This is a genomic window from Pseudomonas sp. 9_2_1 (assembly GCF_059295275.1).
The window spans coordinates 4033779-4054985 of record NZ_CM181239.1; the positions used below are offsets into that span (position 1 = coordinate 4033779).

Here is a 21207-nt window from a genome sequence, read left to right on the forward strand (position 1 = left end):
ACACGCCTGCAGCAGCAAGATCGTTCAAGCCATCCCCTGCCCCGTCTGGCATGCTGCTCTACCACGTCCACGCATTGCAGCCATCATGCCCCACATCGCCCGCCAAGCCTTTCTCCACGGTGCCATCGCCATCCTGCCGCTGTCCCTCGCCGTCGCCCCCTGGGGCTTGCTGGCCGGGTCCATGGCCATCGAGGCCAACCTCAGCGCCTGGCAGGGCCAAGGGCTGTCGGCCATCGTCTTCGCCGGGGCCGCGCAGCTGGTGGCCATCGGCATGCTCAAGGGCGGCGCCAACCTGGCGTCGATCCTGCTGACCACCCTGCTGCTGACCTCGCAGCACCTGCTGTACGGCCTGTCGATGCGTCCGCTGCTGTCCGGCCAGCCGCTGCGCTGGCGCCTGGGCCTGGGCTTTCTGCTGACCGACGAGTTCTTTGCCCTGACCAGCCATTACGACCAGCAGCAGTTCAACCGCTGGTACGCCCTGGGCGTGGGCCTGACCTTCTACGTGGCCTGGAACCTGTTCACCCTGGCAGGCATCTTGCTGGGCCAGAACATCCCGCACCTGGACCAGTACGGCCTGGACTTCTCCATCGTTGCCACCTTCGTCGCCCTGATTGCACCGTTGGTGCGCAACCTGGCCACGCTGGTGTGCGTGGCGGTATCGCTGTTCTGCTCGGTGCTGTTCAGTTACTGGCACTGGGAAACCGCCCTGGTGGCCGCAGGCCTGCTGGGCATGAGCGCCGGTTTCGTCTGCCAGAAATTTGCCGGAGCACGCGCATGACCTGGATCCTGATTTTTGCCATGGGCGCCATCGTGTTCCTCAACCGCTATGCGTTCCTGGAGCCGCGCCTGCCCCTGCGCCTTAGCTCCAATGCCCGGCAGTTCCTGGGTTTTGCAGTGCCGGGCATGCTCACCGCCATCTGCGGCCCGATCATCTTCATGCCCGACCACCAGCTTGACCTGAGCCTGCTCAACCCCTACCTGCTGGGCTCACTGGTAGCGATTGCGCTGGTACTGTTGACCCGCAGCGTGTTGCTGAGCATGCTGGCGAGCATGCTGATCTTCTTCTTCCTGCGCAGCTGGCTGGCATGAGCACGCGCCTGCGCGAACAGACACACCTGTGGCAGGCGCCGGCACTAGGCCACGTCGAGATGCTGCACGCGCGCTACTTCCAGCAGCGCTTCGCCCCCCATGTGCACGAAGGCTATGTGTTCACCGTGATCGAATCGGGCGCCCAGCGCTTCTGGCACCGTGGCAGCGAGCACCTGGCACCGGTCGGCAGCATGGTGCTGATCAACCCTGACGAGCTGCACACCGGCGCCACCGCCCACGAAGCAGGCTGGCGCTATCGCGGTTTCTACCCCGAGCAGCAGCGCGTCAGCGGCGTGCTCGACGAGCTGGAACTGGGCGGCCACGGCATGCCAGGGTTCAAGGACAGCGTGATTCACGACCCCGCCCTGGCCCTCGCCTTCAGCCAACTGCACCAGTTGTCCGAAGGCGGCGCCAGTGCCTTGCAGCAACAGACCGCCTGGCGCCAGGCGGTGCTTGCGCTGGTGCAACGGCACGGGCAGTGCGCCGAACCTGCGGCCCCCGGCCACGAGCCACTGGCCGTGGCCCGCGCCCGGGAATTACTGGAAACCCAGCTGGCCGACCCGCCTTCGCTGGAGGCCCTGGCAGCGGCGGTCAATCTGTCGCCGTTCCACTTCGCCCGGGTGTTCCGCCAGGCCACGGGGCTGCCGCCGCATGCCTGGCTGAAGCAGCGGCGCCTGGCGCGCGCCCGGGAAATGCTCAAGCGTGGGCTGGCCGCCGCGCAGGTGGCGTTCGACCTGGGTTTTGCCGACCAAAGCCATTTTAGCCGGCAGTTCAAACAGGCATACGGGGTGACGCCCGGGGCCTACCGCAGTGCCTGCCTGCCCGGATGAAGGGTGCGGCACCCGGCCTCAGGCAAGCTGCTCAGGCGCTGCTACACTGACAGGGCTGAATGGAGGATCCTGCCATGTCCGAAAGAGAGTTCACCACCCTGCTGTCGCTGATGAACCAGCGCCAAGCCTGCCTGAGCAGCGCCTGCAAGGAGATTGCCGACTGGATCGACCGGCAGGGCGATGTGCCCGCCGCCGGCAAGATCCGCGCGAGCCTCAGGGCGCTGGAGGCCGACGAGGCCCAGGTTCGCAAAACGCTGACCTCGCTGACACTCGACAGGCCGCTGCCGCGCTTTCGCAGCTGAGCGCCGCAGCTGAAAAGAAAAGGGCCGCTAAATGCGGCCCTTTGGTCTGTCAGTGTTGCATGTGCATGTGGTCATGCCCACCGCCAGCGTCGGCGTTGAGCGGACGCACGTCGGCTTGTACGTCGAGGGTTTCCTTGGCCCCATTGGCATCTTCGATGGTCAGGGTCATCGGCACTTTGTCGCCTTCTTTCACCTGGCCGTTCAAGCCCATCAGCATCACATGCAGGCCATTCGGGTTCAGGGTCACCGGTTTGCCGGCCGGCAGTTCCACGGCCTTTACCTCACGCATGCCCATCACGTCACCGTTCATGGTCATCTCGTGCACCTGCACGGTCTTGGCCACGGGCGAAGCCACACTCACAAGCTTGCTGTCGCTGCTGGCGGTCAGGGTCATGAAGGCACCGGTGGACTGCTGGTGCGGCACGCTGGCACGCGCCCAGGCATCGCTCACAGTGGTCTGAGCCAGGGCCGGCAGGGCCAGGCCCATGAGTACCAGGGCAGCCAGGCCGCGTTTGATCGGTTGCATCGACATTCAGCAGATCTCCATCAAGGTGACCAGGTCTTCGGCGCATTCCTTGGCGTTCAGGGAATGGCCCAGGCTCAGGCGCAGGGTGCCACGCGTATCGTAGACGTAGCTGGTGGACGAATGAGAGATGGTGTACGTATCGCCGGCCGGGACCTTTTCGTAGAACACCTTGAACTCCTTGGCCACCGCAGCGATTTCCTCGGGGGTGCCAGTGAGCGCGGTGAACGACGGGTCGAAGGCCTTGACGTAGGCGTCGAGCACTTCGGGGGTGTCGCGCTCCGGGTCCAGGGTAATGAACACCACCTGGAACAGGTCGCGGTCACGGCCGCGCAGCAACTTGCGGATTTGCGCCGCACGCGCCAGCGCGGTCGGGCAGACTGCCGGGCACTGGGTGAAACCGAAGAACACCATCGGCATGCTGCCGTAGAAACTCGACAGGGTTCGCACGTTGCCTTGCGGGTCCTTGAGGCTGAACTTGCGCCCCAGGATTTCGTTGCTCATGTTCTTGCCGTACTTGAAGTCGAGCCCCCGGGCCGGGCTGCAGCCAGCCAGCAAACCAAGCCCGAGAACGCCCATCCCGGCGACAACGGCGCGCCGGGTATATAGATCATTCATGAAACCATCCTTTACAGGGAAGGTGCCGACCCTTGGGACGGGCCGACCGAAAAACCGGGGCATTCTGGCATGACACCCCCAGGGGTTCTACCCGACCATGGCGGTGATGGGCTACAGCCCTTTGAATACGGGCTGCGGCCTGTTGTCGCAGGGGTTGAAACCGTAACAGTTTGTTGCTAAGGGAAGGCTTTGTGAGGGCGGCTTTTCACGGCTGAAGGCCACCCCACACAAACCGCGCCTGCATCAGTAGTAGGCGTTTTCTTTCTGGGTATGGTCAGTCACGTCACGCACCCCCTTGAGCTCCGGGATACGCTCAAGCAGCGTGCGCTCGATGCCTTCCTTCAGGGTCACATCGGCCTGGCCACAACCCTGGCAACCACCGCCGAACTGCAGCACGGCGATGCCGTCGTCGACCACATCCACCAGGCTGACCTGGCCACCGTGGCTGGCGAGACCGGGGTTGATCTCGGTTTGCAGGTAGTAGTTGATGCGCTCGTTGATCGGGCTGTCTTCGTTGACCATCGGCACCTTGGCGTTCGGTGCCTTGATGGTCAGCTGGCCACCCATACGGTCGGTGGCATAGTCCACCAGTGCGTCTTCCAGGAACGGCACGCTGACCGCGTCCAGGTACGCCGTGAAGCTCTTCAGGCCCACGGCGGTGTCGTCAGGCTTTTCTTCGCCCGGCTTGCAGTAGGCAATGCACGTCTCTGCGTACTGGGTGCCCGGCTGGGTGATGAAAACGCGAATGCCGATGCCAGGCGTGTTCTGCTTGGAGAGCAGATCGGCCAGGTAGTCATGGGCGGCGTCGGTAATGGTTATAGCGCTCATGTAGGTTCCTCACAGACTTGCGGCCAAGTGTACGCCAACCCGGCCTTTGTACAAAGTCCTAGTATTTGACTCGGGAAAGCGCGTATTCCGGGGCCTGCCCCCGTGGCGCCGCCAGCCACGCCTGCATGCGCCGGTACAGGCCGCGTTCCAGCCACTGGTAGCTGAACCACGACATTAGTCCAATGGACGGCACGCACAGGGCGAACACCAGGTAAGGGTTCAGGTGCAGGCGCTGGCTGGCGAACCAGCCGGCATACAGCACCAGCACATGGATGAGGTACACCGAGTACGAACAATCGCCCAAAGCCTTGAGCAGCCGGTTGCCCTGGAACATCGGCTCCAGGGCAATGAATGCCAGCACGATCATCGCGCTGGGCACGCCCCAGTGGAGCAGGCGCAGGGACGCATCCAGGTGATAGATGGCAAGGCCCGCCGCAGCCAGCAATACCAGCGGCAGCCAGCGCCCCTGGCGGATCAGCCCGCGGCGGTACAGCACACCCAGGCCGATACCGAGCAAAAACTCGTAGATGATGCCGTTGTTGTAGAAGTGGCTGAGCAGGCCCAGCCGACCCAGGACCTCGCTAAGCAGTAACAACAAGGCGGTCACCAGCAACTGGTGATGACGCTGACGCACCAGGAAGGCCAGGCCGAACAGCAGGTAGAAGAACATTTCGAAGTTCAGCGTCCAGCCCACGTTCAAGGTCGGGTAAAGGCCATAGCCACCGGGGTTTTCCGCCGGTATGAACAGCAACGACAGAAGCAGGTGATGCCAGTCGAATTCCTGGTGTGGCATCCACTGGCTGAAGGCCAGGAGCAGCAGCGCCATCAGCGCCGTGTAGAACCAGTAGGCCGGGACGATGCGCAAGGCGCGGTTGAGCAGAAACTGGCGCGGTTCGATGGTTTTGTCGCAGGTCGACAGGTAGATGACCAGCCCGCTGATGACGAAGAAAATATCGACGCCGACAGCGCCGCGGTCAGTGAGCAACTGGCCGATCGGGCCGGTTGCGTGGAAGTCGAAGAATATCTGCATGAAATGGTGGCAAACCACCACCCAGGCGGCGAACGCCCGCAGTGCCTGAAGCGAATACAGCATGGAATACCCTGCAATTGCCGGTGCATTGAGGTCTTCGGGAGCGCAGTGCGCTCCATCACCAGCAAACCAGCGCCCACAGGGACCGCGTCAACCGAAAGCAACGCGGCCCCTGTGGGGGCTGGCTTGCCGGCGATTGGGCTGCAGCGCAGCCCCCGGACCACCCACCATTTCCGACCGCAGGTTGATCGGAAAGGTCAGCCACCCCGATCAGAGGTTCTCGTAGCGGTTCATGTCCAGCACCCCGGCCTCGACCGGCTGGGTTTCCTTGATGAAGCTGTTCAGGTCATGGAAGTAATGCCAGAACTGCGGATGGCTACGGCGCACGCCCCAGCGCATGACAATGCGTTCAAATCTCGCCGCATCATCCTTGGCATACTCCATGTCTTCGACAAACTCCGGCACATCGTCGGTCGGGATGTTGAAGATGAAGTTGGGGTAGCTGCTGAGCACGCCTGGGTACAGGGTCAGGGAATCCAGCCCCGGCTGGTAGCGGTACGCCTCACCCAGCAGGAACGCCACGTTGCTGTGCGCGCGGTTGCGCAGCAGGCTGTAGACCTGGCGCTGGCCGCCCGGCGCCTCGATGCGCAGCAGCGTCGCCTCGGGCAACTGATTGATCACCTTGAGCCCTGCGGCCGGGCGCGACACCAGGCGGCTGAGCGACTGCTCGGCATTGCGGAACGCTTCGTTCATCTGCGGCCGTGAGCAGAACGCATCCTGGCAGCGGTTGATCGGGTCGGGCGCGGCGTTCAGGCTGCCGGTGCGCTCCACCAGCTTCAGGCCAAAGTCGCGCTTGGGGTTGCGCGGGTCGAGCTTGATGCCGCTCGGGGTGTCGGTGTCGATGTCTTCATAATCCATCCACATCTTCACCTTGCCGCTGTTCTGGTACCAGTCACTCAGGATTGCCTGGCGCTGATCGGCCGGCATCAGGCGCAGGAAGTTGACCTCGGCGCCATTGCGGATCAGGTCGAAGTACAGGCGCGTCTGCAACTGGTGCGAAACATTGCCGTACACGTCGAAGTTGACCGCCAACTGATAATAAGTGCGCTCGAACAGCGGGTAGTCGAACAGCCACATGGTCAGCGGCACATCGCCGATCAAGCCTTTGCTCACCGCGGCGCTGTCGAAGTGACGGAAAATGCTCAGCAGTGCATTGTCGTTACCGGCCCACAGCGTCGCCCAGCCCGGTGCCGGCATTTCGGCATAGGCTTCACGGCGCAGCTTCTCGTACTCGTTGCGCTTGTCGCGGTAGGCATGCCACAAGCCCAGCACGCTGCCCACATCATCGATCTGCCCGGGCATGGCCAGCAACGGCGTGGCCTCGCCCCGGTACTTGGCATCGGTGATGTAGCGGTCATGCGCCGGTTCCTGGAACAGCGCCCAGAAGTTGTCGCGGATCACGTCCGTGGCGATCTGCCCACGGCACACCGGGCCACGGATGAAGGTGCGCACGAAGTATTCAGCGTTATCCAGCATGAACTGGTAGCGCGCCACTGCCGGGATCGCCTCGAAGGTTTCGAACGGGTTGGCCCGGTGACGCGGGCCATAGCCCGGCAATGCAGCAGCATGCCAGTCGCCGGCGTAGAACAGTTGCTTGACCCGCTTGAGCTTCTGCGGCCCCATCGGGTAGGTGATGTGCGTCTTGTGCACGATCACCCCCTGCACCGGGATCAGCCGGTAATAGAAGTCGGTGCCTGGCGGGTCGTTGGGCCGGCGCGTGGCGATCAGGTCGACCGCCTTGCCGCTCGGCGTGCGCGAGCGCACCCACTGGAAAAAGTGGCCCTGCTCGCCACCCACGAAATAGATGTGCGCAAGGAACAGGTGCTCGTACAGCCAGCGGCCAACCAGCGCCTCGGTGGAACCCGGGCGGTTGAGCAGCTCCTCCCAATCGGCAATCTGCCGGGCCTCGGCCGCGTTCGGTTTGATCGGCTGATATTCCACCGGCGCGCCGGCCGCCAGCCAGCGGCGCATGGTGTCGTATTCCTGGTCGGTCAACCCGGTAACCGCCAGTGGCATGCCTTCCTTGGGGTGGGCGCCAGCGTAGGCGTCGAATTCGTGGGGCAAGGGGCACATGTTGTTGCGGTTCAGGCCCAGGACGATGTCCTCGGGCAGCTTGGCGTTGGGCGTAAGCGGGGTCTTGTGCCCAAGCTCCAGCATGCGCGCCATCAGGGCGGCCTGGCTGCCCTGGTTGTCGAGCACCGAATAGAAGCCTTTCTTGCGCCATTCCCCTTCGCTGTGGGCATCGTAGAACAGCCGCGTGGTGGGCACCGCCTTGCTCCGTTCACCCTGGTACACAGGTACCTTGGTTGCACCGCGCAGCGCACCCTCGGGGCTTTCCAGCTTCAGCTGGCAGGCAGCGTCGTTGCAGGCGTGGCAGGCCACGCACTTCTCGGTGAAGATTGGTTGAATATCCCGGGTGTAGGAAATGGCCGGGCTCGACTGGGGGGCTTGCCCGAACGCCAGGCCACTGATCAACAGGGCGAAGGCGCCAGCAAGAAAACGATGCACCATGTGCGAAATGTCCTGGTTCTTGAAAGCAATCACGATTTATCTGGTCGTCCCTGGTGCTCTTGCCAGCATGAAACCAACATGAGCAGTTTTCATGCAAATGGCCTATGCGCCTAAAAACCGCGCAGCTTTGTTATGATTCGGCACCTTCTGAAATTTGCCCGACCAGGTAGTTCCTATGTCCGACCGCAGCGCTCGTCTCCAAGCACTCCAGCACGCACTCAATGAGCGCATCCTGATCCTCGACGGCGGCATGGGTACTATGATCCAAAGCTACCGGCTCGAGGAACACGACTATCGTGGCACGCGCTTCGCCGATTGGCCAAGCGATGTCAAGGGCAACAACGACTTGCTGCTGCTCAGCCGCCCCGACGTGATCGCCGCCATCGAGAAGGCCTACCTGGATGCCGGCGCGGATATTCTCGAAACCAACACCTTCAACGCCACGCAGATTTCCCAGGCTGACTACGGCATGGAGTCGCTGGTCTACGAGCTGAACGTCGAGGGTGCGCGCATCGCCCGCCAGGTGGCCGACGCCAAGACTCTGGAAACCCCCGACAAGCCGCGCTTCGTCGCCGGCGTGCTCGGCCCTACCAGCCGCACCTGCTCGATCTCCCCGGACGTCAACGACCCCAGCTACCGCAACGTCACCTTCGACGAACTGGTGGAAAACTACATCGAGGCCACCCGTGGCCTGATCGAGGGCGGCGCCGACCTGATCCTGATCGAGACCATCTTCGACACCCTCAACGCCAAGGCCGCGATCTTCGCCGTGCAACAGGTGTTCGAGGACGACAACGTCGAACTGCCGATCATGATCTCCGGCACCATCACCGACGCCTCCGGCCGTACCCTGTCGGGCCAGACCACCGAAGCGTTCTGGAACTCGGTGCGCCACGCCAAGCCGATTTCGGTGGGCCTGAACTGCGCCCTCGGCGCCAAGGACCTGCGCCCCTACCTGGAAGAGCTGTCGACCAAGGCCGACACCCACGTTTCGGCCCACCCCAACGCCGGCCTGCCAAACGCCTTTGGCGAGTACGACGAAACCCCGGCAGAAATGGCCGCCGTAGTAGAAGAATTCGCCGCCAGCGGCTTCCTCAACATCATCGGCGGTTGCTGCGGCACCACCCCTGGGCACATCCAGGCGATTGCCGAGGCCGTGGCCAGGTACAAGCCCCGCGAGATCCCGGAAATCGCCAAGGCCTGCCGCCTCTCGGGCCTGGAACCATTCACCATCGACCGCCAGTCGCTGTTCGTCAACGTCGGCGAGCGAACCAACATCACCGGCTCCGCCAAGTTCGCCCGGCTGATCCGTGAAGAGAACTACACCGAAGCCCTGGAAGTCGCCCTGCAGCAGGTCGAGGCCGGCGCCCAGGTGATCGACATCAACATGGACGAAGGGATGCTCGACTCCCAGGCGGCCATGGTGCGTTTCCTGAACATGATCGCCGGTGAGCCGGACATCTCCCGCGTACCGATCATGATCGACTCCTCGAAATGGGAGGTGATCGAAGCGGGCCTGAAGTGCATCCAGGGCAAGGGCATCGTCAACTCCATCTCCATGAAGGAAGGCGTCGAGCAGTTCAAGCACCACGCCCGCCTGTGCAAGCGCTACGGCGCCGCCGTGGTGGTGATGGCCTTCGACGAGCTTGGCCAGGCCGACACCGCCGCGCGCAAGAAGGAAATCTGCCAGCGCAGCTATGACATCCTGGTCAACGAAGTGGGCGTCCCGCCAGAAGACATCATCTTCGACCCGAACATCTTCGCCGTCGCCACTGGCATCGAGGAGCACAACAACTACGCCGTCGATTTCATCGAAGCCTGTGCCTACATCCGCGATCATCTGCCCCACGCCCTGAGCTCGGGCGGTGTGTCCAACGTATCGTTCTCGTTCCGTGGCAACAACCCGGTGCGCGAGGCGATCCACTCGGTGTTCCTCTACCACGCGATCCAGAACGGCCTGACCATGGGTATCGTCAACGCCGGCCAACTGGAGATCTACGACGAGATCCCGGCCCAACTGCGCGAGAAGGTCGAGGACGTGGTGCTCAACCGCACCCCGGAAGGCACCGACGCCTTGCTGGCCATCGCCGAAGACTACCGGGGCGGCGGCGCCACCAAGGAAGTCGAGAACGAAGCCTGGCGCTCGCTGCCGGTCGGCAAGCGCCTGGAACACGCGCTGGTCAAGGGCATCACCGCGCATATCGTCGAAGACACCGAGGAGTGCCGCCAGCAATGCGCGCGCCCCATCGAGGTCATCGAAGGCCCGCTGATGAGCGGCATGAACGTGGTCGGCGACCTGTTCGGCGCCGGCAAGATGTTCCTGCCGCAGGTGGTCAAGTCGGCCCGCGTGATGAAGCAGGCCGTGGCCCACCTGATCCCGTTCATCGAGGCCGAAAAAGGCGACAAGCCGGAAGCCAAGGGCAAGATCCTGATGGCCACGGTAAAAGGTGACGTGCACGACATCGGCAAGAACATCGTCGGCGTGGTGCTGGGCTGCAACGGCTACGACATCGTCGACCTGGGCGTGATGGTGCCCGCCGAGAAGATCCTGCAAACCGCCCGCGACGAAAAGTGCGACATCATCGGCCTTTCAGGCCTGATTACCCCGTCGCTGGACGAGATGGTTCACGTGGCCCGCGAAATGCAGCGCCAGGGCTTCCAGCTGCCGCTGATGATCGGTGGCGCCACCACTTCCAAGGCGCACACGGCGGTCAAGATCGAACCCAAGTACAGCAACGATGCGGTCATCTACGTTACCGACGCTTCACGCGCCGTAGGCGTTGCCACCCAGTTGCTGTCCAGGGAGCTGAAGCCCGGCTTTGTCGAAAAGACCCGCCAGGACTATGTCGAAGTTCGCGAGCGCACCGCCAACCGCAGCGCCCGCACCGAGCGCCTGAGCTACGCCCAGGCCATCGCCGCCAAACCGAAGTACGACTGGGCCGGCTACCAGCCTGCGGTGCCCTCCTTCACCGGCGTCAAGGTGCTGGAAGACATCGACCTGCGCACCCTGGCCGAGTACATCGACTGGACCCCGTTCTTCATCTCCTGGGACCTGGCCGGCAAGTTCCCGCGCATCCTCACCGACGAAGTGGTCGGCGAGGCGGCCACGGCGCTGTACCAGGACGCCCGTGAAATGCTCGACAAGCTGATCAATGAAAAACTGATCAGCGCCCGCGCAGTGTTCGGCTTCTGGCCGGCCAACCAGGTCGCTGATGACGACATCGAGGTGTATGGCGAGGACGGCCAGGCGCTGGCCACCCTGCACCACCTGCGCCAGCAGACCATCAAGCCGGACAGCAAACCGAACTGGTCGTTGGCCGACTTTGTCGCGCCAAAGGACAGCGGTGTGACCGACTACGTGGGCGGGTTCATCACCACCGCCGGCATCGGCGCCGAGGAAGTGGCCAAGGCCTACCAGGACAAGGGCGACGACTACAGTTCGATCATGGTCAAGGCCCTGGCCGACCGCCTGGCCGAAGCCTGCGCAGAGTGGCTGCACGAGCAGGTGCGCAAAGAGCACTGGGGCTACGCCCGCGACGAGCACCTGGACAACGAGGCGCTGATCAAGGAGCAGTACAGCGGTATCCGCCCTGCCCCTGGCTACCCGGCCTGCCCCGACCACACCGAGAAGGAAACCCTGTTCCGCCTGCTGGACGGCACCGGCATCGGCGAGACCGGCCCGAGCGGCGTGTTCCTTACCGAGCACTTTGCGATGTTCCCGGCGGCGGCGGTCAGTGGCTGGTATTTTGCCCACCCGCAGGCGCAGTACTTTGCCGTGGGCAAGGTCGACAAGGACCAGATCGAGCGCTACAGCGCGCGTAAAGGGCAGGACATCAGCGTCAGCGAGCGCTGGTTGGCGCCTAACCTGGGTTACGACAACTAAGACCGTGCTGGCTTCTTCGCGGGTAAACCCGCTCCCACAGGTACGGCGCAGGCCTCAAGGGCAATGCGGTCCCTGTGGGAGCGGGTTCACCCGCGAATAGGCCGGCACAGGCAACCTCATGTCAATTGCCTACACTGTCCCTGATTGCCTCTGATTCCCTCAGGAGCCACCATGGACGATTCCAGCCAGGGCAAACCCCCGACCTTCTGGCAGATGCTGCACAGCATCCTCGCCGCCGCCTTCGGCGTGCAAAGCGGCAAGAACCGCGCCCGCGACTTTACCCACGGCAAGGCCAGCCATTTCATTGCGCTGGGGACGCTGTTCACCCTGGTGTTCATTGCCGTGCTGATCGGCCTGGTGCAACTTGCCCTGCACCTTACCCGTTAGCCTGCAAGGGCCTCATCGCCGGCAAGCCAGCTCCCACAGGCCCACCACAGTTTTTAAGGCCTGTGGTGAACCTGTGGGAGCTGGCTTGCCGGCGACGAGGCCCTGACAGGCAAAATAAAAGCGCCCGCGAGATTCCCTCCCGCAGGCGCTTTGGCTGCATCACGGTCTTGAGTTTCAAGTCACTGGTGGCTGACCCAATACACAGCGGTCACTACAACCAGAACGATCAGACAGAGGATCGCCCAGGCATCGACACTGCTGTCAGCTTTGCGGACCTTGGTTGAGTTTCCCATTGCATTGCCTCTTGTAGTGGTTATGGGAATGCACTTCACCACCAGCAGTTAAGACGAGCAATGCCCTTCCCTCAAGCAGGGTCTTTCAATATTCGACAGGTGACGCAAGAAACGGATACCGATAGCTCGCTGGCCGCCCTTCAGCGCTGTAATGCTGGAAGTCGACGCCATAGTCGGCCCGTTCAAGCAGCTTCAACCAGCGTCTGGCCTTGGCCGGGTCGATTGCCTGCAACACTGGCACTCGGTGCTCGCGCAGGCCGTCGCGGTTCACCGCCAACCCCAGGGCGTCATCGTGGAGCATCACCATGGCCCAGCCGCCGAGGGTGAAATGCCCGCCCATCAGCGCACTCAGGCGGCCATCGAGGCGCGCACGCAAGGCCTCGGGCGAGCTGTTGACGGCGCTGAACAGCACATCGCCGCCGGGCTTGCGCCCCGCCTCCTCGAACGCCTGCATGGCCCCGAAGGCCATCTCGTCGTTGGCCGACCATACCAGCCGGGTAGCCGGGTAACGCTCCAGCAACTGCTGCGCCTGCTCGTAGGCACGCCGGCGGCTCCAGCCGCCGTAGACCACCTGACGCAGGCGCACTTGGGGGAAGTCGGCCAGGGCGCGACGCATGCCCTCCTCGCGCAGCTGCGAGGCCGGTGTGGTCTTGACCCCGGCAAACGCCACCAGGTCCACCGGCCCGCTGTCGCGCGGCAACTGCCTGGCCATCTGCTGCAACATCTGGAAGCCCGCCTGCTCGTCGTTGGCGGTCAAGGACCCCAGCAGCTCGGCGTACTTGCCGGGCTGGGCCTCGATACTGCGCGCCTGGCTGGAGGTCAGGCCGTTGTTGACCAGAAACAGCTTGACCCCGCTGCCCCGCGACAGGCGAATGATCTCGGGCGCCACGTACTGTTCATTGACCAGCACCAGATAGTCTGGCCGTTGTGGGCCTTGCAGGATTGCCCTGGCCTGGGTCAGGGCCAGGTCGGCACGGCGCTCGCTGTATTCTATCCGCAGGGTCATGCCCAGCTCATCCGCTGCCGCCTGCATGAAGCTGGCATAACTGGTCCAGAACGTTTCATTCGACAGCCCCGGGTTAAGGAAAACCACCGATGGCTGCGCGCTTGCCGCCAATGGCACGGCAAGGCAAAAGCTTTGGCACAAGGCCTTGAGCATGGGCTGACATCTCTGCGAAGCAAACGCCAGATTATAACCGCCAGGGCTGGCCTGGCGCACAAATGGCAGTCAGTCTCACATAGTCCATTTGGTTCTTTTCATATGCTAAAACATCACTTTAGCGCATAACCGCAACCTGCTATCTTTCCCCCGCTCCGTACCGGAGTGCGCGGCCGTGCGCGCGAATAGCTGCATGCCTGAGACAGGACTTTTATGTACGTATACGACGAGTACGATCAGCGGATCATCGAGGACCGCGTCAAGCAGTTCCGGGATCAGAACCCGCCGCTACCTGGCCGGTGAGCTGAGCGAAGAAGAATTCCGCCCTCTGCGCCTGCAGAACGGCCTTTACATCCAACGTTTCGCGCCGATGCTGCGTGTCGCCGTGCCGTACGGCCAGCTGAACGCCACCCAGGTCCGCACCCTGGCCAAGATCGCTCGCGACTACGACAAGGGCTACGCCCACATTTCCACCCGCCAGAACGTGCAGTACAACTGGCCGGCGCTGGAAGACATTCCGGACATCCTCGCCGAGCTGGCCACCGTGCAGATGCACGCCATCCAGACCAGCGGCAACTGCCTGCGCAACACCACCACCGACCAGTTCGCCGGTGTCGCCGCAGACGAAATCATCGACCCGCGCCCATGGTGCGAGATCGTCCGCCAGTGGACCACCTTCCACCCGGAATTCGCCTACCTGCCGCGCAAGTTCAAGATCGCCATCAACGGCTCGCAGGAAGACCGCGCCGCCATCGAAGTGCACGACATCGGCCTGGAGCCGGTGCGCAACGCTGCCGGCGAGCTGGGCTTCCGTGTTCTGGTCGGCGGCGGCCTGGGCCGTACCCCGGTGGTGGGCTCGTTCATCAACGAGTTCCTGCCGTGGCAGGACCTGATCAGCTACCTGGACGCGATCCTGCGCGTGTACAACCGTTACGGTCGCCGTGACAACAAGTACAAGGCGCGGATCAAGATCCTGGTCAAGGCCCTTACCCCGGAAGTGTTTGCCGAAAAGGTCGAGGCCGAAATGGTCCACCTGCGTGGCGGCGACACCACCCTGACCGAGGCTGAAGTACAGCGCGTGTCGCGCCACTTCGTCGACCCGGAATACCTGGCGCTCGAAAACATCGACTACGCTGCGCAGGACGCCGAGACTCCAGGCTTCGCCCGCTGGCGCTCGCGCAACACCCGCGCCCACAAGCGCCCTGGCTACGTCGCCGTGACCCTGTCGCTGAAACCTACCGGCGTTGCGCCGGGCGACCTCACCGACAAGCAGCTGGACGCCGTAGCGGACCTGGCCGAGCGCTACAGCTTCGGCTTCCTGCGCACCTCGCACGAGCAGAACATCATCCTCGCCGACGTCGAGCAGCGCCAGTTGCACGCGCTGTGGATGGAACTGCGCGAGAGCGGCTTCGCCACGCCGAACATCGGCCTGCTGACCGACATCATCTGCTGCCCGGGCGGTGACTACTGCTCGCTGGCCAACGCCAAGTCGATCCCGATCGCCGAGTCCATCCAGCGCCGTTTCGACGACCTGGACTACCTGTTCGACATCGGTGAAATCGACCTCAACATCTCCGGCTGCATGAACGCCTGCGGCCACCACCACGTGGGTCACATCGGCATCCTCGGCGTGGACAAGAAGGGTGAGGAGTTCTACCAGGTGTCGCTGGGCGGCAACGCCGCACGCGGCGCGAGCCTGGGCAAGATCCTGGGCCCGTCCTTCGCCCAGGATGCCATGGCCGATGTGATCGAGAAGCTGATAGCCGTGTACGTCGAGCAACGTACCGAGGAAGAGCGTTTCATCGACACCTACCAGCGTATCGGCATCGACCCCTTCAAGGAACGCGTCTATGCAGCGAATCATTAAGAACAACCAGATCGTCGACGAAACCTGGCACCTGCTGCCAAAGGAAACCTCGTTCGACGAGTTGACCAACTGCGACGACTACATCGTCCCGCTGCAAATGTGGCGCGACCATGCCCACGTGCTCAAGGTCCGCGACGGCGGCCTGGGCGTGTGGCTGGACAGCGACCAGGAAGCGGAAGAAATCGGCGAGGACGTGCAGCACTTCCAGGTCATCGCGCTAAACTTCCCGGCCTTCACAGACGGGCGCAGCTACTCCAATGCGCGCCTGCTGCGGGACCGCTACAAGTTCAAGGGCGAGCTGCGCGCCATTGGCGACGTGCTGCGCGACCAGCTGTTCTTCATGGCACGTTGCGGCTTCGATGCATTCGCCATCCGTGCCGACAAGGACCCGGAAGACGCGCTGCAAAGCCTGAAGGACTTCTCGGTGACCTACCAGGCCGCCACCGACGAGCCGCTGCCGCTGTTCCGCCGCCGCTGATCGTTACCCGACTGGCCCACCGCCCGGTGGGCCAGCCTGCTCTCCTGCAGGCGTCACTGCCGCCCGTATCAACCGCCCCTGCTCGGGGATTTCATGCTTGGCTCTGGCTGCTGGTCTTCTCTGGCCTGCTCCTCACGTAACCGCATCAAAGCCTCATGGATGCGCGCCATGGTCGCCTCGCTCAGGTGATTCTGAGCAAGGTCGGCTGCCCACGGGTGCGCCTCGATCCACTCCATGGCTTCTGCGCTCAGGGTCGCGATCCGGTTCTCCCGCAAATCCACGATCATGTCGGGGTAACTTTGCAGTAGGCGAAGCGGAATCCTGCGCAGGCCGGTGGCGCGCAACGACACAAAGCGCAGGTGCACATTGAAGCGCAACTGCGGCGCGGCACCCAGCGGGTTGCGGCCCAGGCCAAGGACTTCCAGACGGGAAAACCACTCCAGCCGTGATTGCCCTTCAGCGTCCAGGGTGATGAGGTTGTCGTAAAGTGACAGCTGGGTCAGCCTGCCCAGTTGATTCAGGTTGGCCGGTACCGTTGTCAGACGGTTGCCCCCAAGGTCGAGCGTTCGCAAGCCGGTAAGCTGGCCAAGGCTACCCGGCAGGCTGACCAGCACGTTGCCGCGCAGGTGCAGGCTCTCCAGGTTTGACAGCTGCGCGATGCGGTCGTCCAGCACCGATATCCGGTTGAAGGACAGGTCCAGGTTGCTCAGTTGCGCCAACTGCTCGACTGCGGCAGGCAGCTCACCGAGCTGATTGCCACTGAGGTCCAGGTCCGTCAGCAGGTTCAGATGCTGCAGGCCCGCCAGGCTCCCTAGCTGATTGCCGCCCAGGTTCAGGCGGCGCAGCTGCGGCAGATGCTCGAGCCCGTCCAGTTCGGCCAGGCAGTTGCCGGACAAATCCAGGTCTTCCATGTTGGGAAAACGCCGCAGGAAGTCCGCTTCGATGACCGACAGCTGCTGGTTACATAACGAGAAGGCACGCAGCCGATCGAACATGATGCCCGCTGGCAGTTCTGGCAGGGTACTTAGCAGTACCCCTTCGATACTGGTATCAAGTGGCGCGGCATTATCGTGATAATGCGACTGCCATAACTGGCGGAGCAGGTCAGCGAGATGTTTTCGCCCTGCATACTCAGGGTCCCCAGGCTGCCCGTGCCACGCTTCAAGGCTCTGCTCCAGCGCCCGCGACAGATGAGCGAAAGCACGGATCCCAGGGCCATAAGGGGGTTGCAGTCGATACCAGGTCCAGTAGTTGCCGCGGGCCAGGCTCAGCGTCAACGCCTGCTCCTCAGCGCTGCGCCGAGCTGGATCGAGCTGGCTCATACCCGCAAACCGATCGGCATACGCGCTTCGCACGTGGTCCTGCCAGAACTGTTGCCGGGCCAGAAACCCGCCGAGTACTTCGGCCGTCTCCGCCTCGTAGACTGCAGCTTCGGCCTCGATCAGTTCGGCCGACGTCACGCTCTGGACATGCTCCAGGTTCATGTATTCGGGCTGGCCGAACAGCCCTAACGGTTTGGCAAGCGCCGTCCTGAAGGCCAGGTATACCTCGTTTTCATCAAATTGCTCAGCCCGCTGGCGCAGGCGCTCGATGTGAGCGGCAGCATATCGATCGACCTGTTCGAGCCTGAACAGCTCACGCCCAAGGTCACGTAGTTCACGTTCCAGGGGCCTTCCACGCAGCCCCGCTGTTCGCAAAGCCAGCTTCATGCCGACGATCATTTCATCGAGGCTGGTGATGCGGCGCGGCATGGTCGCCAGCTCGAACAACGTCTGCCGAACAATCTCATGGCGATACATGCCCCAGAGCAACTCATTGACCTGGCGCCGAATATCCCGCGGGTTGCGGGCGAATGTTTCTGACCCGCGCAGCTCCTCGAGGAAGGCAAAGAAACCGCTGCCGCCGCCCTCCAGCTGAAGCACCTGCCACTCGGTCCTGCAGTCTGCGACGAACTGTTCAGCCATATCTTCGAACCAGGGGTCACCCGCCATCGCCCGGGGCTCGGCAGGTGGCAAGGCTTCGACAGCCAATCGCTCAAGCGCAACCGGTGACAGCGGGTTGCCTTGCAAGCGCACCGAGGCAGGGTTGGCGCGTATACGCCTGGCCTGCGCTTCGGTCACCTCGACGATACGGTTGTTGCTCAGGTCGGTCAGCCCGAGCACGGCCATGTGTGAGGTGTCGGGGGCCGCCGTCAAGTGGTTGCCCGACAAATCCAGCCGCAGCACATTTGGAAACCGACCCAGGAAGCGCTCGCTGACTGTCGCCAGGCCCAGGTCACGCAGTGTCAACCGGGTTACATGGTCGAAACTCACCGTCTCGGGCAGTGCTGGCAGCGACCCTGACCTTGAGCCATCCAGCACCAGTTCGCACTCGCCGCTTGCATCGGCAATGCGGCGCTGCCACGCCTGGCGAATGCGCCGGGCCATGCGCGCCCGCCGGATCAGTTGCAGCGGCCCTGTCGACTGGCGCCGCCAGCGCCCCAGCGCCTGGTCCAGCGCCTGCAACTGCTCGCAGAGCTGCAAGTAGCGGTTCCAGGGCGTAAGCCCCAGCCCACGGGCAGCATCAGCGAAGTGGTCCACATCGATTTCGTCATGCGGGAACAACCGCTGAAGCCCCCGGCGCAGCGCAGCGTTGCTGCTCTCTGCGCGGCCGCTCAGGGGATAGCCCAGGCGACCATCACCTAGCCGCAGCGGCGGCCTGAAGCCGAGGCCTACGGGCGCCATACCCAATAGCGCGGGGAGCCTGTCGCGCTGCTCGCGAGCCCACCCAGCCAAAGCATCAGCGAGCGCTTCAGGGTCTTCACCAGCCTCGCCCAACACGCGCTGCTGCCAAGGGTCCAGCTGCAGCTGCAGCGCCCTGAACAGACTGTCCTGGGCCTGGGCACCGGGCAACGCCTGCCCATGAGCATCCAGAGCTTGATAACCCACGGCGGTTTTCAGCAGGGTACGCACCTCACCGGCTGACTGTGCGCCGGCCGATGCCCTCATCTCGCCCCTGACAGACTCGCTGCGCAGTTCGATCCGAACGTTTCGCCAAGGCGCCCTGGCAGCGATCAGGCCCAAGGCCAGTTGCTCGGTGTCGCTGTTGATCGCCGCGACTTGCACCAGCCCTGCACAGGCGCGATCCAGTCGCGCATCGCGCAGGTACCAGCGGGCCTGCTCGGCCAGGGACAGCGGCACGCGTTGCTGCGCATGCAGGGTATCGACCAGGGCCTCGGGGGATTGCCCGATGATTTCGCGGGCGCCGTTTACCGACAGGCCGGGGAAGTCCCGAAGCAACAAGGTTTCGGCCTCGGTCGCCGCTGGCTGCAATGCCTGCAACTGTCGCTCGAAGGCCTCACCGCGTAACCCGGGCGAGCGGGCATGCAGCTGATGCCGCTGCACGGCATCCTGCAGGCGCGCCGGGGGCGGGGCATGGTCGACGTGCAAGCGGCGAAGCTGATCCTCACCAAGGCCGGTGGTGCGCAGCACCTCAGCCACCGCCTGCGGGTCAAGTTGCGCCCAATCGTGCCCCAGCCCCTGAAACAGTTCTACGCTGCCCTCCCAGTGTTGCGGGCGCTCAAGTTCATGCCGCCAGCCACCTGCCTGGTTATCCTCCAGAAGTGGCGTGAAGGCATCGGAGCGCACCGGATGGCGAATGCGCCGCTGTTGAGTGTCGGGGTCCAGCGATGTCAGGTAGCTCGCCACCTGCGTGCGCACATAGTCGCCCTCCTGCGTGTTGACGAGCTGGCCGATCTCCCCCCGGTGCTCGACGCTATAGCCTGGCAGCGCAGGGTCACACAGTTTCAATTTGCCGGGAGCCGTGTGCACCGGTACCAGCTCATCAACATGGACTGCACGGGCCAGCCTGTTCACGGCGGCCCCGCCCCCTCCATTGACAGCCGTCATGATCACGGTCTGCGCCACTGCGTACAAGTGTTCCAGCGCCGCCTGACGGTCGCCCAGCTGCCAGTCGGCATAGCCTTCATACACTTCCTCCGCTACCTGCAATGCGGTGATCCCCAGCAAGGGCAAGGCCAGTACCGGCAAGGCAAAGCTCGCCAGGCCCAAGGCGTCCAAAGCAAAGCTCAGGTAGAAATGCAGGCGCTTTTCACGCACCTGCGCGTCTACCTCAGCGGTAGGCACCGCGTGTACCTTGGCGTTGTCCAGCAGGGTATCCACCTGCTGTTGCCGCAAGTGCTCGAACAACGGCGTTGCAATAGGTTCATGACGCCCATCCAGCATCACTGGCGCATCCGCCGCGAGCTTGCTCAACGCATTGGCCAAGGCACGCGTGTAGGCCTCCCGGTCCCGCTCGCCGATGAAGCGCTGGAAGAATTCGACATAGCCGGGCAAACGGAACTGTTTGCCCAGGGTCTGGTACAACACACCCCAGGACGCGTACCAGGTCAATGGGCCTTCAGGGTCATCGGGGATCCAGCACAGGACCCCTTCGCAACGTTCACCGTCTGCTGGCTGATGGGCTATTTCAAACGCTACTGCGCCGCGCACCTTCTGGCCGAATACCCGCAGCTGCATTGGGCGGACCCAAGCGGGCAAAGCAGCGCCCGTCGCGCACAGGGCAAGCAACGGCGCACAATGACCATGGGCATGTTCTGCGATTTCACCGTTGACGAGCGACAGCCGCAACGCCGCTTCAAGGTTCGTCCGGGCAGCTTGCGCAATCAGCGAGTCGGCCTCGCCTCCCGGCACCAGATGTGCCTGCAGGTACCGCTGGTACTGGCCACCCACGTCGAGTGACCGACACAACTTGAAAAATGCCGACGCTGAAATGGCACACACCTTACCGTCACCATCCAGCACGTCAGCCCTTGGCACTAGCCCGCTGGCGAAGGTGTCAGCTTCGGTAAAGTTGTGCAGCGCCGATTGCAACAGGCTGTGCTGGTAGACCTGCCTTCTGAGCGCATCTGGAATATGCGCGATATAGGAAGGAAAGCGCTGCAGGACGCTGCGTCGCAACTGGGCCTGGCGCACGTCCAGGTTGAACTGATGTTGTGCTTGCAGTGCCTGCTGCAGCAATGGCTGGGCAAACGCCGCCACCGGGGTGATGCGCGCCAGGCTGTCGTGCAGACGTTGCTGTAGCTGCTGTTGCCGTTGCTGGCTCTCATGCAGTGTGCCAAGGCGCTCAAGCGAGGCATTGGTCAGCCAGGCTGGCAGGCCTCTGGCGATCAGGGCATCGGCAGAGTGTGGGGAAAATGTCGAATTGGGCATCGCTGGCTGTTCTCGGCGAAAGCAGCGATTGCACCACTCCAGAGGCCTGAGAACTGGATAGGTATTGCACCACCCGGCCGGCTGCTTTTCGCTTACCGGCTCCGACCTTTGTCTTCAGGTCAAAAGACCTTGCGCGCCA

General features: G+C 63.4%; 14 protein-coding genes and 1 pseudogene. 8 read left to right on the forward strand and 7 right to left on the reverse strand.

Going from position 1 to position 21207, the window contains the following annotated elements:
• Positions 1 to 85 precede the first annotated feature (85 nt).
• The 4 genes from AC5O5I_RS18240 to AC5O5I_RS18255 all read left to right on the forward strand — a co-directional run bounded on the left by AC5O5I_RS18240 (position 86) and on the right by AC5O5I_RS18255 (position 2221).
• Complete coding sequence (locus AC5O5I_RS18240) at positions 86 to 778, forward strand: AzlC family ABC transporter permease (protein WP_172218742.1); 693 nt, start codon at positions 86 to 88, stop codon at positions 776 to 778.
• Positions 775 to 1089: an AzlD domain-containing protein gene (locus AC5O5I_RS18245; protein ID WP_172218741.1), complete on the forward strand. Its 315-nt coding sequence runs from the start codon at positions 775 to 777 to the stop codon at positions 1087 to 1089. Before AC5O5I_RS18240 ends, AC5O5I_RS18245 begins: the two co-directional genes overlap by 4 nt.
• Positions 1086 to 1919 (forward strand): AraC family transcriptional regulator, encoded by an 834-nt coding sequence (locus tag AC5O5I_RS18250; protein WP_494511278.1) that lies wholly within the window; start codon positions 1086 to 1088, stop codon positions 1917 to 1919. The genes AC5O5I_RS18245 and AC5O5I_RS18250 overlap by 4 nt, the downstream gene beginning before the upstream one ends.
• A 74-nt stretch (positions 1920 to 1993) precedes the next feature.
• Positions 1994 to 2221: a hypothetical protein gene (locus tag AC5O5I_RS18255; RefSeq protein ID WP_172218739.1), complete on the forward strand. Its 228-nt coding sequence runs from the start codon at positions 1994 to 1996 to the stop codon at positions 2219 to 2221.
• Between the two features lie 49 nt (positions 2222 to 2270).
• On the opposite strand, the gene AC5O5I_RS18260 is transcribed toward AC5O5I_RS18255, so the two are convergent.
• The 5 genes from AC5O5I_RS18260 to AC5O5I_RS18280 all read right to left on the reverse strand — a co-directional run bounded on the left by AC5O5I_RS18260 (position 2271) and on the right by AC5O5I_RS18280 (position 7791).
• Positions 2271 to 2753: a copper chaperone PCu(A)C gene (locus tag AC5O5I_RS18260; protein WP_494511279.1), complete on the reverse strand. Its 483-nt coding sequence runs from the start codon at positions 2751 to 2753 to the stop codon at positions 2271 to 2273.
• Complete coding sequence (locus AC5O5I_RS18265; protein WP_172218737.1) at positions 2754 to 3362, reverse strand: SCO family protein; 609 nt, start codon at positions 3360 to 3362, stop codon at positions 2754 to 2756.
• A 243-nt stretch (positions 3363 to 3605) separates the two neighbouring features.
• The gene (nfuA, locus tag AC5O5I_RS18270; RefSeq protein ID WP_172218736.1) at positions 3606 to 4190 is read right to left on the reverse strand and encodes a Fe-S biogenesis protein NfuA; all 585 of its coding nucleotides are present in this window, start codon (positions 4188 to 4190) and stop codon (positions 3606 to 3608) included.
• Between the two features lie 58 nt (positions 4191 to 4248).
• Complete coding sequence (locus AC5O5I_RS18275) at positions 4249 to 5283, reverse strand: acyltransferase family protein (protein ID WP_172218735.1); 1035 nt, start codon at positions 5281 to 5283, stop codon at positions 4249 to 4251.
• Positions 5284 to 5490: 207 nt separating this feature from the next.
• Positions 5491 to 7791: a fatty acid cis/trans isomerase gene (locus tag AC5O5I_RS18280; RefSeq protein ID WP_494512774.1), complete on the reverse strand. Its 2301-nt coding sequence runs from the start codon at positions 7789 to 7791 to the stop codon at positions 5491 to 5493.
• A 175-nt stretch (positions 7792 to 7966) separates the two neighbouring features.
• Here AC5O5I_RS18280 and metH point away from each other — a divergent pair, with 175 nt between their 5' ends.
• Complete coding sequence (metH, locus tag AC5O5I_RS18285) at positions 7967 to 11674, forward strand: methionine synthase (RefSeq protein WP_494511280.1); 3708 nt, start codon at positions 7967 to 7969, stop codon at positions 11672 to 11674.
• Between the two features lie 171 nt (positions 11675 to 11845).
• Positions 11846 to 12061 (forward strand): DUF2970 domain-containing protein, encoded by a 216-nt coding sequence (locus tag AC5O5I_RS18290; protein ID WP_043201995.1) that lies wholly within the window; start codon positions 11846 to 11848, stop codon positions 12059 to 12061.
• A 378-nt stretch (positions 12062 to 12439) separates the two neighbouring features.
• Here the strand turns inward: AC5O5I_RS18290 and AC5O5I_RS18295 are convergent, their stop codons facing one another.
• Positions 12440 to 13513, reverse strand: a complete 1074-nt coding sequence (locus AC5O5I_RS18295; RefSeq protein WP_494511281.1) for an ABC transporter substrate-binding protein — start codon at positions 13511 to 13513, stop codon at positions 12440 to 12442.
• Positions 13514 to 13726: 213 nt separating this feature from the next.
• On the opposite strand from AC5O5I_RS18295, the pseudogene AC5O5I_RS18300 reads away from it, so the two are divergent.
• Together AC5O5I_RS18300 and AC5O5I_RS18305 are read left to right on the forward strand one after the other, a co-directional pair.
• Positions 13727 to 15380: pseudogene (locus tag AC5O5I_RS18300) on the forward strand (nitrite/sulfite reductase).
• On the forward strand, positions 15364 to 15858 hold the full coding sequence (locus AC5O5I_RS18305; RefSeq protein ID WP_172232303.1) for a DUF934 domain-containing protein: 495 nt from the start codon (positions 15364 to 15366) through the stop codon (positions 15856 to 15858). Before AC5O5I_RS18300 ends, AC5O5I_RS18305 begins: the two are co-directional and overlap by 17 nt.
• A 68-nt stretch (positions 15859 to 15926) precedes the next feature.
• Here the strand turns inward: AC5O5I_RS18305 and AC5O5I_RS18310 are convergent, their stop codons facing one another.
• Entirely contained in the window at positions 15927 to 21068 is a 5142-nt protein-coding gene (locus AC5O5I_RS18310; protein WP_494511282.1) for an NEL-type E3 ubiquitin ligase domain-containing protein, read from the reverse strand.
• Positions 21069 to 21207: the final 139 nt, after the last annotated feature.